Source organism: Streptomyces sp. NPDC044921 (assembly GCF_056432865.1).
Window position 1 is genome coordinate 182,199 of sequence record NZ_JBWKIF010000012.1, and the last position, 12,089, is coordinate 194,287.

Genomic DNA, 12,089 nt, shown 5'->3' on the forward strand with positions numbered 1-12,089 from the left:
CCTAGGTGGGTGGTGCTGTGCGGTCAGGCGGTCTCGCGGACGGCGCGGGCCAGCGTGCTGAGGCCCTCGTCCAGTTCCTCGGGCGTGATGGTGAGCGCGGGAAGCAGCTTCACGACCTCGCTCTCCGGGCCGGACGTCTCGATGAGCAGCCCGAGTTCGAAGGCGCGCTTGGCGACCTTGTTCGCGCGGGCCTTGTCGTGGAACTCCATGCCCCAGACCAGGCCGCGGCCCCGGTACTCCTTCACGTCGGCCAGGTTCTCCTCGGTGATGGAGATCAGCGCCTGCTCGACCTGCTCGCCGCGCGTGCGGGTCTGCTTCTCCATCGCGCTGCCGTCGGCCCAGTACGTCTCCAGGGCCGCGGTCGCCGTGACGAAGGCGGGGTTGTTGCCGCGGAAGGTGCCGTTGTGCTCGCCGGGCTCCCACACGTCGAGCTCGGGCTTGAACAGGCAGAGCGACATGGGCAGGCCGTAGCCGCTGATGGACTTGGAGACGGTGACGATGTCCGGCGTGATGCCCGCCTCCTCGAAGGAGAAGAACGCGCCGGTGCGGCCGCAGCCCATCTGGATGTCGTCGACGATCAGCAGCATGTCCTGCCGCTCGCACAGGTCGGCCAGGGCGCGCAGCCACTCGGGCCGGGCCACGTTGATGCCGCCCTCGCCCTGCACGGTCTCGACGATCACGGCGGCCGGCTTGTTCAGGCCGGAGCCCTGGTCCTCCAGGAGCCGCTCGAACCACAGGAAGTCCGGGACCTGGCCGTCGAAGTAGTTGTCGAACGGCATCGGCGTGCCGTGCACCAGCGGGATGCCCGCGCCGGCGCGCTTGAACGCGTTGCCGGTGACGGCCAGCGAGCCGAGCGACATGCCGTGGAAGGCGTTGGTGAACGACACGATCGCCTCGCGGCCCTTCACCTTCCGCGCCAGCTTCAGTGCCGACTCCACGGCGTTGGTGCCGGTCGGGCCCGGGAACATGACCTTGTACGGCAGGTCGCGCGGGCGCAGCAGCAGGTTCTGGAAGGTCTCCAGGAAGCGGCGCTTGGCGGTGGTCGACATGTCGAGCCCGTGCGTGACGCCGTCCCGCTCCAGGTAGTCGATCAGCGCGCGTTTGAGGACGGGGTTGTTGTGCCCGTAGTTCAGTGACCCCGCTCCGGCGAAGAAGTCGAGGTACTCGTGGCCGTCCTCGTCGTACATGCGGCTGCCCACCGCACGGTCGAAGACGGTGGGCCAGCCGCGGCAGTAGCTGCGCACCTCGGACTCCAGGGTCTCGAAGACGCTCAGGTCGGGCTGGGTGATGGTCACGACGAATCGCTCCTCGGTGCGTGGGGAAGTCTGCGAAGTCTGTGCAGTCAGCGAAGTCTGCGAAGTCTGCGGGAGTCGGCGGGAAGTCTCAGTGGGGCAGCGGTCCGATGCGGTACAGGACCTCCGGATCGTGCGGCCCGTCGGGGAACAGGCCCGTGTCGAACAGCACCTCGCGCTCCAGCGGCGCGCCGTGCCGCTCGGCGAAGGACGTGAACAGACGCTCCGAGGCGGCGTTGCCCGGAGTGATGGTCGTCTCCACCGTCGTCACCGCGCGCTCGGCGACGGTCCGCGCGACCAGGCCGTCGAGCAGCGCCGCGGCCAGGCCGCGCCCGCGGTGCGCCTCGTCCACGGCCACCTGCCACACCAGCAGGGTGCGCGGGCTGTCCGGTCGCACGTAACCGGTGATGAAGCCCATCGGTTCGCCGCGCTCGTCACGCGCGACGGCCGACGTGGCGGCGAAGTCGCGGCACCACAGCAGATAGCTGTAGGACGAGTTCACGTCGAGAACCTTCGAGTCCTTCGCCATCCGCCACAGTGCGGCTCCGTCGGCCACCGTGGGTCGGTCGATTTGCGGATCTGCTTGTACGGCGGTCATGCGAATCGAACTTACCCAGCGAAATTCAAAATTGCATCGCCGATCGGGGTTACATATGAGCCCGCTCTGTGTTATCACGCGAGCGCGAGGCTCCGCACGGATGGGTGGCGTTATGTCCGAAATTGACCGGGTAATACCGGGCAAAGTAGTCACGTTGTGTAACGCGTCACAACCATGTAACCCGCACGAGATCCGCCGGAATTACCTCGCGGAAGGTCCTCGAAATCTGCGCGTTTAGGACCTGGGAAACCGGGCAGAAGAATACGGGTAGCTGTTCTCGGAAGAATTCTTAATTGTGTGTCAGCTTACGTGTGGGGCAGTGCGAAAAGCACCCGGAATTCACGCGCCCGTCATTCGGCCGACGCGTTCGCGCCGGGCCACGCCTCCTCGGCGGCCCGCAGCGCGCCCGCCACGTCCACCGTCACGCCGCGCTCGGCCAGCGCCGTCCCGAGCGCCGTCAGGCTCGCCCGCACCGCCCCGGGCGTCGCGTCGGCGCCGTAGTGGTTGACCCGGATCATCTCCTTGGCCAGTGCGCCCCCGCCGGCGGCGACCGGCAGCGCAGGGTCGGCCGCCAGGGCGCGCCCCACCAGCTCCGCGGCCACCACCCCGGCCGGGACGCGCAGGGTCGTGGCCACCGGTGCCGCGTCCCGGGCCTCGTAGACGTACGGCTCCAGCCCGCCACCGAGGGCCACCGCCCCGGCGCGGGTGGCCGCCGCGGCGGACGCGTGCCGCGCCATCACCGCGTCCAGGCCCACCGCCTCGATCCGCTCCACGCACGCCTCCAGCGCGAGCATCTCCAGCTGGGCGGGCGCGTGCGGCAGCGCCCTGCGGCCGCCGTCGATCCACCGCTCCTTCCAGTCGAGGAGCGACAGGTACGACCGCCGCGGCGCGTTCGGGTTCGCCGCCATCCGGGCCCAGGCCCGCTCGCTCACCGACACCGCCGACACCCCGGCCGGACCGCCCATCGCCTTCTGCGCGCCGATCACGCACAGGTCGACGCCCCACGCGTCGGGCAGCACCGGCTCGGCACCGATTGACGCCACCGCGTCCAGGTAGAACAGCGCTCCGTGCGCCCGCACCACCTCGCCGATCCCGGCGACCGGGTTGGTGTTGCCGGTCGCCGCCTCCGCGTGCACCAGGGACACGAAGTCGATCTCCGGGTGCGCGGCGAAGGCCTCCCGGACCTGGGCGGCCGTCACCGCCGTGTGGAAGGGCACCGCCAGGTCGATCACCGTCGCGCCGCAGTCCCCGCAGCCAGTCGCCGAAGGTCTGCCCGTAGGGGCCCGTGATGACGTTCAGGGCCGTCGTGCCCGGACCGGCCGCCGCGCGGATCGCGCCCTCCAGCGGCAGCAGCGCCTCACCCTGCATGATCACGACGTCCTGCTCGGTGCTCAGCAGCCGCGCCACACGGTCCTCGATCGCGGCGAAACGGTCCGCGCCGAGCGGGGCCAGGTCCAGAAACGGGTGCGTCACAGCAATGCTCTCTTCACTCACAGGTCCGACGGCACGAGGGTAACCGGCGGGTACCGCGCCTCCCCTACCCGAGCCCCGCGGGGACCGGCCCCCTTCGAGGCGCCGCCGGCCGCTCACTAAGGTGCGGTGCATGAGCGATCACGCGGTGCTGCACGTGAAGGGACGGGTGCTCGTCGGGCCCGAGGACGTCCGGGACGACCTGTGGGTCGTCGACGGCCGCGTCTCCTACGACCGCCCCGCCGGAGCCCGTGACGTCCGCACGGTCGAGGGCTGGGCCCTGCCCGGCCTCGTCGACGCGCACTGCCACGTCGGGCTGGACCGGCACGGCGCGGTCCCGCGGGACGTCGCCGAGAAGCAGGCGCTGACCGACCGGGACGCGGGCACCCTGCTGATCCGCGACGCGGGCTCGCCCTCGGACACCCGCTGGGTCGACGACCGCGAGGACCTGCCCAAGATCATCCGCGCGGGGCGGCACATCGCCCGCACCCGCCGCTACATCCGCAACTACGCCTGGGAGATCGAGCCCGACGACCTGGTCGCCTACGTCGCCCAGGAGGCCCGCCGCGGCGACGGCTGGGTCAAGCTGGTCGGCGACTGGATCGACCGCGACCTCGGCGACCTGTCGGCCTGCTGGCCGCGCGGCGCGGTCGAAGCGGCGATCGCCGAGGCGCACCGGCTGGGCGCCCGCGTCACCGCGCACTGCTTCGCGGAGAGTTCCCTGCGCGACCTCGTCGAGGCGGGCATCGACTGCGTCGAACACGCGACGGGCCTGACCGAGGACCTCGTCCCGCTGTTCGCCGAGCGGGGCGTCGCCATCGTGCCGACCCTCGTCAACATCGCGACCTTCCCGCAGCTCGCCGACGGCGGCGAGGCCAAGTTCCCGCGCTGGTCGGCCCATATGCGCCGGCTCCACGCCCGCCGCTACGACACTGTGCGCAACGCCTACGACGCCGGCATCCCCGTCTTCGTCGGCACCGACGCCGGCGGCGCGCTCGCCCACGGTCTGGCGGCGGCCGAGGTCGCCGAACTGGTCACCGCGGGCATCCCGCCCGTCGAGGCCCTGGCGGCCGGCACCTGGAAGGCGCGCGCCTGGCTCGGCCGGCCCGGCCTGGACGAGGGCGCCCCGGCCGACCTGGTCGTCTACGACGAGGACCCGCGCGCGGACGTGCGCGTGCTGGCCGCGCCGCGCCGGGTGGTGCTCAACGGGCGTGTGGTGGGCGGGACGTGAGACGCCGCCGGGGAACGCCTGTGCCGGGGGATTCGAATGCACCGGCGATCTCACCCCGTTGGGGTGAAGCGGCGCCGGATCGCTGACGGCCGGCGCGCGGTGGGGCGATTCTTTCCGGGTCCCGAGCCTGTCTCTTCTGGGAGTCCCCACCGTGAACAGCACTTCCTTCCGCATGCCCGCACGCCGTCTGGCGGCCGTCGCCGCGGCGACGGCCCTCGCCGCGGGGCCCGTGGTCCTGGCCGGCGCGAGCCCGGCGCACGCCACCGGCGACCACGGGCGCGCGAGCGCCGCCGTCCTGCGCACCGGCCTCGGCGTCTCCCTGCTGAACAAGTCGGTCAACGTCCCGCTCGCCGTCTCCCTCAACGAGGTCGAGGCCCCGAGGAGCGCCGAGCGGACCACGCTCACGGCCCGGCTGGACGCGGTGGACGGCGGCCGGCCCTTCAGCGTGCTGCGCGCGGACGTGGCCCGGGCGACGGCCACCACCACCGCCACGAAGGCCGAGGGGAGCACGACCCTGGCCCACGCCCGCCTGCACGTCCCGGGCCTGCCGCTGCTGTCCCTGGTCGAGATCGAGCAGGTCACCTCCACGGCCACCTGCGAGGTGGGGAAGAAGCCGGTCGCCGCGACCGACCTGCCCGGCTCGGTCACCGTGCTCGGCAAGCGCGTGACCCTGACCGCCGGCGGCCCGACCGACGTCACGGTGCCGGGCGTCGGCGAAGTGCGCCTGGACCTGTCGAGCACCCGGACGACGGCTCGCTCCGCCGCCGCCACCGCCCTCGAACTCAAGGTCTCCGTCAACCCGCTGAAGCTGAACGTCGCCGAGGTCGACGGCACGATCACCCTGGCCGAGGCCACCTGCAAGACCCCCGCCCCCGCGGCCGGAGCCTCCGCCCCGCCCGCCGGCACCCGGCCCCAGGGCGCCCCCGCCGAGGCGAACCTGGCGGAGACGGGCGGCAGTTCGGCGACGCCGTACCTCGTGGCGGGTGCGGTGGCCCTGCTGGCCGGGGGCGGGGGAGCGGTGCTCCTGGCGCGGCGCCGCGGCTGACGCCCCGCGCGGGCGCGGCATCCCGCCGTGCCGGCGGGGACGTCACCGTGACCGGGGACGACCGTCCGCCGGTGCGCCCCGGCGCCCCGCGGGCCGGGGCGTCAGGCGCGCAGCGCCCGCTCCAGGGCCCGCAGGAAGCCGTCCGTGGTCGCGCGGTCCCGGACCGCAAGGCGCAGCCACTCCTCGTCCAGGCCGGGGAAGGTGTCCCCGCGGCGCACGGCGTAGCCGAGGTCGCGCAGGCGGTGGCGTACCGCCGCCGCGCGCGCCAGGCGGACCAGCAGGAACGGGCCCTGCGCGGGCTCGACCACCCGCAGCCCGGCCGGGGCGAAGCGGGCCAGACCCGCCAGCAGGTGCGCGCGGTCCGCCGCGACCCGGTGCGCCGCGTGCGCCGCCTCGGCCACCGCCCGGGGCGCCACGCACGCCTCGGCCGCCGCCAGCGCCGGCGTCGACACCGGCCACAGCGGCTGCGCCCGCGCCAGCTCCTCCACGGTCTCCGGCGCCGCCAGCACGTACCCGATCCGCAGCCCGGCCAGCCCCCAGGTCTTGGTCAGGCTGCGCAGCACCACGAGGCCGGGCACGTCGGTCCGTCCGGCCAGGGACGCCGGTTCACCCGGTACGGCGTCCATGAACGCCTCGTCCACCACGAGCACCCGCCCGGGGCGGGCGAGGCGGGCGACGGCGTCCGCCGGGTGCAGCACCGACGTCGGGTTGGTGGGGTTGCCGATCACCACGAGGTCCGCGTCCTCGGGGACGGCCGCCGGGTCGAGCCGGAAGCCGTCCTCCTCCCGCAGCAGCACCCGCCCGACCGTGTGCCCCGCGTCCCGCAGCGCCGCCTCCGGCTCGGTGAACTGCGGATGCACCACGACCGGCCGCCGCACCCCCAGCGCCCGGGCCAGCAGCACGAAGGCCTCCGCCGCGCCCGCCGTCAGCAGCACCCGCTCCACCGGCAGGCCGTGCCGCGCCGCCACCGCCGCCCGCGCCGCCCGCCCGTCCGGGTAGGCGGCCAGCCCGGTGAGCGACGCCGCGATGTGCTCCCGCAGCCACACCGGCGGCGTGTCCGCCCGGACGTTCACGGCCAGGTCGATCAGCGAGCCGCCGTCGTCCCGGACCTCCGCGTCCCCGTGGTGGCGCAGGTCGTGCCCGTTCTCAGTGCGCATGCGAGTGCGCGCCATGGTGATGCCCGTGCCCGTGGCCATGACCGTGGTGGTGGTCGTCGTCGTCCGGGTGGAAGTGCGGCTGCTGCGGCATCCCCACCTTGTCCTCGAAGCCCGGCAGCGCGATGCGGTACACGCACGAGTCGCAGTTCATCCGCAGGTCGCCCTTGACGGCCTCCTCGTACCGCTCCCACACCAGGTCGAGCAGTTCCGGCTCGGGACCGATGACGTCGGCCGAGCGCACCTCGACCTCCGGGTGCGCGGCCGCCCAGCCCTCCGTCTGCTGCCGCACCCGGTCCGGCAGGATGCCCGTGAACAGGAAGTAGGGCAGCACCACGATCCGGCGCGCGCCCAGCCGCGCGCACCGGTCGAGCCCGCTCGGCACGTCCGGCGCCGCCAGCGACACGAACGCCGTCTCGACGCCCGCGTAGCCGCGCCCCTCCCACAGCAGCCGCGCCGCCTTGTGCACCTCGGCGTTGGCGTCCGGGTCCGTCGAACCGCGCCCCACCAGCAGCACCGTCACGTCGGAGCGGTCACCGGGGGTGCGCCCGGACCCGGCGTCCAGTGCCTCCTCCAGCCGCCGCTCCAGCACGTTCAGCAGCGCCGGGTGCGGGCCGAGGGGACGCCCGTAGGTGTACGAGATGCCGGGGTGCCGTTCCTTCTCGCGGGCCAGCGCGGCCGGGATGTCGCCCTTGGCGTGCCCGGCCGACACCAGCATCAGCGGCACGGCGGCGAACCGCCGCACGCCCCGCTCCACCAGTGCGGTCACGGCTTCGCCCAGCGGCGGCGGGGACAGCTCGATGAAGCCGCCCGCGACGGGCAGTTCGGGGTGGCGGGCCCCCAGCTCCCGTACGAAGTCGCGGAACGCCTCGGCTCCGGCGTCGTCCCGGGTGCCGTGGCCGGCGATGAGCAGGGCGGGCGGGGTGGTCACAGTTTCTCCTCGGCGGAAGTGGGGTGGTACAGCAGGGCGTTGAGCGCGGCGGCGGCGACCGCCGAACCGCCCTTCTCGGACACGTTGCTCACGGCGGGCAGCCCGCTCTCGCGCAGCGCGGCCTTCGATTCGACGGCGCCGACGAACCCGACGGGCAGGCCGATGACGAGCGCCGGGTCGGCGTCCAGGGTCAGCAGTTCCTCCAGCGCGGTCGGGGCGTTGCCGATCACCCACAGGGCGCCCGGTCCGACCTGCTCGTAGGCGAGCCGGATCGCGTGCGCGGACCGGGTCAGCCCCGGGCCGGCCTCGGCGTCCCTCAGGCGGCAGACGGTCTCGCGGCGGGTGATGCCGGCCCCGACCATCTCCACGTCCACCACGACGGACGCCCCGGCGTGCAGCGCGGCGTGCGCCTTCTCCAGGTCGGTCTCATCCATGACGAGGTCGGTGGCGTAGTCGAGGTCGGCGGCGGAGTGGATGACCCGCTCCACGACCGCCCGGGTCAGCGGCGGGAAGTGCGAGGTGTCCAGCCGGGCGCGCAGCCGCCGGTAGGACTCCACCTCGATGGGATGCACCACGCGGTTCACTCGGCGCCCTCCCGCCCCGTCTGCCAGCGGTAGCCGCGCGGCGTCACCATGCGCCCCGCGACGTCCCGGGTGGCGGTGTTGCCCACGGTCACCACCGTCATCATGTCGACCGTCGCCGGGTCGAGCGCGCCCAGCGTGGTGAGCCGGCTGGACTCGTCCGGCCGCGAGGCGTTCCGCACGACACCGACCGGCGTCCCGGGCGCGCGGTGCTCGGCGAGGATCGCCAGGGCCTTGGGGAGCTGCCAGTCGCGGCCGCGCGAACGGGGGTTGTAGAAGGTGACCACGAGGTCCGCCTCGGCCGCCGCCCGCACCCGGCGCTCGATCACCTCCCAGGGCGTGTGCAGGTCGGACAGGCTGATCGAGACGTGGTCGTGGCCCAGCGGCGCGCCGAGGATCGCGGCCGCCGCCAGGGCCGCCGTCACCCCGGGCACGCCGATCACGTCGATGTCGTCGGTCGCCTCGGCGAGCGCGGGGGAGGCCATGGCGTACACGCCCGCGTCGCCGCTGCCGATCAGCGCGACGGCCTGCCCCTGGCGGGCCTCCGCGACGGCCGTGCGGGCCCGCTCCTCCTCGGCCCCGAGTGCCGACTCCAGCACCCGCGTGCCGGGCCGCAGCAGGTCCCGGATCTGGTCGACGTACTGGTCGAGCCCGACCAGCACGGCGGCGCGCCGCAGTTCGGCCTTCGCGCGCGGCGTCAGCAGGTCCCGGGCGCCCGGGCCGAGCCCGACCACCGCGAGCCGCCCGCGCCCCGGCCGCCGTACGACGGCACAGGTCGCCATCGCCGGGGTGCCGTCGGCGCGGCGCGACTTCCGCTTCGGCACGAGCAGTTCGCCGCCGCGCAGCAGCGCCGAGGCCTCCGCCACGGAGGGCGTGCCGACGGCGGCCAGGGGCGCGTCGGACGGGTTGGGCACCTCGACCCCGGACAGCTCCCCGGCCGGGTACGTCACCAGCGGCACCCCGAGGCGCCGCGCGGCCTCGACGATGCCGGGCTCCCCGGCCTTGGCGTCCACGGTGGTGAGTTCGGCCAGGCTGCGGACCGACAGCCCCGCCTCCCGCAGCGCCGACTCGACCAGCTCCAGCACCTCCTCGGCGGGAACGCCCGAGGAGGCGCCCACGCCGACGACGAGGGACGGGGGCCGCAGCAGCACCTCACGCTCGGCCGCCTCCACGAGCCGGTCGGTCACCCGGATCGCGTACGCCCCCTCGGCCGCGACCGGGAGCGGCGGCAGCGGCCAGGCCACCTCGGCGCGCAGCGCCACCGGCTCACCGTCGAGCAGCGCCCGCGAGACAGCGGCGACATCGCCCTCCACGGGCAGGCCGAGCGTGTCCAGACCGGGCAGGTCCACGGCGTCCGTCGCCGTCGTCACGACGGGCTCGGCGCCCAGCACCTCACCCACCGCGCGGGCGAGTTCGTTGGCGCCGCCGCCGTGCCCGCCGGTCAGCGACACGGCGAACCGCCCGCCCTCGTCGACGCACACCACACCCGGGTCGCTGGTCTTGTCCGCCAGCAGCGGGGCGACGAGCCGCACGACCGCGCCGGTCGCCAGGAAGCACACGAGCTGCTCGCACTCCGCGAACGCCCGCCGCACGGCGTCCCCGACGGGTCCGTCGTACACGCGGATGCGGTCCGGCCACGCCGCGGCCAGCCGGTCGCGCGCCGCCGCCCCCGCCACGGTGGCGGAAATGAGGCCGATCACTGGGCAACTCCCTCACGATCCAGGGGCTCACGGACGCCCCACAACAGGAAAACCGGATTGGTCGCCGCGAGCCGGGTCACGTCCCCCGGCAGCGGCGCGAGCCGGGACGACTGCAACAGCACCCCGTCGCAGGAGAACCCGGCGCCCGTCAGGGCCGCGCGCGCGGCGGGCACCCGGTCGAGCGCGGCCATCGCGACGACCACCGCGCGCCGGGCCCGCCGGGCGCACGCGGCGACGATCGCGGGCAGTTCCCGCCCGCCGCCCCCGACGAACACGGCGTCCGGATCGTCGGCCAGCCCGTCCAGCGCGTCCGGCGCCGCACCGTGCACCACGCGCACGTCCACGCCGTGCGCGGCGGCGTTGGCGCGGATCCGCTCCACCCCGTCGGGCGCCTTCTCCACGGCGACGGCCGCCGCCCCGAGCCGGGCGCACTCCACGGCCACCGAACCGGACCCCGCGCCCACGTCCCACACCAGGTCACCCGGCCGGGGACCCAGCCGGGCCAGGGCCAGCGCCCGCACCTCGAACTTGGTGATCATCGAGTCGCGGTGCGCGAACTCCGCCTCGTCCAACGCCCAGCCGGCCGGCCGCTCCCCGGGCCCCGCGACCGTCCGCACCGGCCCGAGCGCACGGCTGTCGTCCAGGCACAGCACCACGCTCACCGCCGTACCCCAGTCCCGGGCGGCTGCCTCGGCGGGCGTCACCCGCTCCACGCGCTCGGCGGCGGAGCCGAGCCCGGACGCGACGACCAGCACCCGGTCCTCGCCCGCCAGCGCGGCACCCAGCTCGGCCGGACCGGCGCCCGGCCCGGTCAGCACGGCCGTCTTCGCCCGCGCCCGGCACACGTTGACGGCCGTCCGCAGCTCCCGCCCGTGGGCGCTCACCACCGCGGCGTCGTCCCAGGGCAGGCCGATCCGCGCGAAGGCGGCGGCGACGGACGACACCCCGGGCCGCACGTCCAGCCGCTCCGGCCCGAAGCGCTCGGCCAGCACGCGCACGATCCCGAAGAACCCGGGGTCCCCGGAGGCCAGCACGACCACGGGCCGGTCCTTCGCCACGTACGCCCCGATGGTGTCGAGGGCGGGCGCGAGCGGCCCGAGCACGACCCGCTCGGCGCCGTCCGGCAGCCGTACGGCGTCCAGATGCCGCCGCCCGCCCACGACCAGCTCGGCACCGGCGAGGACGTCGTCGCAGGGCGCCGCCCCAGTCCCTGTGCCGACCACCCTGATCACGTACTCGCCCCCCGCTCGCGCAGCGCCCGGCGGGCCTCCGGGTCGGCCTTGCGGTAGCCGTGGAAGTGCCCCGGGTGGTAGAGGTGCGAGCGCGTGCCGTGGGCGTCGAGGGCCGGGCCGACCAGGAACAGGGTGTGCTTCCAGAGCTTGTGCTCCTTGACCGTCTCCTCCAGCGTGCCGATCGTGCACTTCACGACCAGCTCCTCCGGCCAGGTCGCCTGGTACGCCACCACGACCGGGGTCGTCGTCGGGTAGCCGCCCTCCAGCAGCTCCCGCACCAGCTGCCCGCTGCGGGCGGCGGACAGGAAGACGGCCATGGTGGTGCCGTGCTTGGCGAACTCGCGCACTTCCTCCCCCGGCGGCATGGGCGTCTTGCCCCCGCCCAGCCGGGTCAGCACCACGGACTGCGCGACCTCGGGAATGGTCAGCTCGCGCTGGGCCAGCGCCGCCACGGCCGAGAACGACGACACACCGGGCACGATCTCGGTCGCGATGCCGAGCTCGGCGCACCGGTCGAGCTGCTCCTGCGTGCCGCCCCACAGGGCCGGGTCGCCGGAGTGGATGCGGGCCACCTTCAGACCCTCGCCACGGGCCCGTTCGTACACGGCGACGACGTCCTCCAGGGACATGGTCGCCGAGTCGAGGACCTCCGCGTCCTCGCGCGCGTGGTCGAGGACCTCGGCCTGGACCAGGCTGGCCGCCCAGATCACGACGTCGGCCTCGGCGATGGCGCGCGCGGCGCGGAACGTCAGCAGGTCGGCGGCGCCGGGGCCGGCACCGACGAAGGTCACTTTGCCGGCGGGGGCGTCGGCCATGGGGTGGGTCCTCTCGTACAGGGGTTGGACGGTGATGGGT

10 protein-coding genes and 1 pseudogene are annotated in these 12,089 nt (G+C 74.6%); 2 read left to right on the forward strand and 9 right to left on the reverse strand.

Annotated features, from left to right (window positions below):
• Positions 1–23 precede the first annotated feature (23 nt).
• The 3 genes and pseudogenes from ectB to AC07DA_RS20645 form a co-directional block, all read right to left on the reverse strand.
• Positions 24–1,295, reverse strand: coding sequence for a diaminobutyrate--2-oxoglutarate transaminase (gene ectB / locus AC07DA_RS20635; RefSeq protein ID WP_479129615.1), 1,272 nt, complete (start codon positions 1,293–1,295; stop codon positions 24–26).
• Positions 1,296–1,383: 88 nt separating this feature from the next.
• Complete coding sequence (gene ectA, locus AC07DA_RS20640; RefSeq protein ID WP_479129616.1) at positions 1,384–1,890, reverse strand: diaminobutyrate acetyltransferase; 507 nt, start codon at positions 1,888–1,890, stop codon at positions 1,384–1,386.
• A 350-nt stretch (positions 1,891–2,240) separates the two neighbouring features.
• Positions 2,241–3,363, reverse strand: a pseudogene (locus AC07DA_RS20645) (pyridoxal-phosphate-dependent aminotransferase family protein).
• A 130-nt stretch (positions 3,364–3,493) separates the two neighbouring features.
• Here AC07DA_RS20645 and AC07DA_RS20650 point away from each other — a divergent pair.
• Together AC07DA_RS20650 and AC07DA_RS20655 are read left to right on the forward strand one after the other, a co-directional pair.
• Complete coding sequence (locus AC07DA_RS20650) at positions 3,494–4,591, forward strand: amidohydrolase family protein (protein ID WP_479129617.1); 1,098 nt, start codon at positions 3,494–3,496, stop codon at positions 4,589–4,591.
• Between the two features lie 151 nt (positions 4,592–4,742).
• A complete protein-coding gene (locus AC07DA_RS20655; RefSeq protein ID WP_479129618.1) occupies positions 4,743–5,636 on the forward strand; it encodes an SCO1860 family LAETG-anchored protein in 894 nt (297 codons plus the stop codon).
• 101 nt (positions 5,637–5,737) lie between these two features.
• On the opposite strand, the gene cobC is transcribed toward AC07DA_RS20655, so the two are convergent.
• From cobC to cobM, 6 genes are read right to left on the reverse strand one after another with little or no spacing between them, the layout of a single operon-like run.
• On the reverse strand, positions 5,738–6,793 hold the full coding sequence (cobC, locus tag AC07DA_RS20660) for an Rv2231c family pyridoxal phosphate-dependent protein CobC (RefSeq protein ID WP_479129619.1): 1,056 nt from the start codon (positions 6,791–6,793) through the stop codon (positions 5,738–5,740).
• Complete coding sequence (locus AC07DA_RS20665) at positions 6,783–7,721, reverse strand: sirohydrochlorin chelatase (protein WP_479129620.1); 939 nt, start codon at positions 7,719–7,721, stop codon at positions 6,783–6,785. The genes cobC and AC07DA_RS20665 overlap by 11 nt, the downstream gene beginning before the upstream one ends.
• A complete protein-coding gene (locus AC07DA_RS20670) occupies positions 7,718–8,305 on the reverse strand; it encodes a precorrin-8X methylmutase (RefSeq protein WP_479129621.1) in 588 nt (195 codons plus the stop codon). Before AC07DA_RS20670 ends, AC07DA_RS20665 begins: the two co-directional genes overlap by 4 nt.
• Positions 8,302–10,002, reverse strand: a complete 1,701-nt coding sequence (gene cobJ, locus AC07DA_RS20675) for a precorrin-3B C(17)-methyltransferase (protein ID WP_479129622.1) — start codon at positions 10,000–10,002, stop codon at positions 8,302–8,304. Before cobJ ends, AC07DA_RS20670 begins: the two co-directional genes overlap by 4 nt.
• Complete coding sequence (gene cbiE, locus AC07DA_RS20680; protein ID WP_479129623.1) at positions 9,999–11,234, reverse strand: precorrin-6y C5,15-methyltransferase (decarboxylating) subunit CbiE; 1,236 nt, start codon at positions 11,232–11,234, stop codon at positions 9,999–10,001. Before cbiE ends, cobJ begins: the two co-directional genes overlap by 4 nt.
• A complete protein-coding gene (cobM, locus tag AC07DA_RS20685; RefSeq protein ID WP_479129624.1) occupies positions 11,231–12,049 on the reverse strand; it encodes a precorrin-4 C(11)-methyltransferase in 819 nt (272 codons plus the stop codon). Before cobM ends, cbiE begins: the two co-directional genes overlap by 4 nt.
• Positions 12,050–12,089 lie beyond the last annotated feature (40 nt).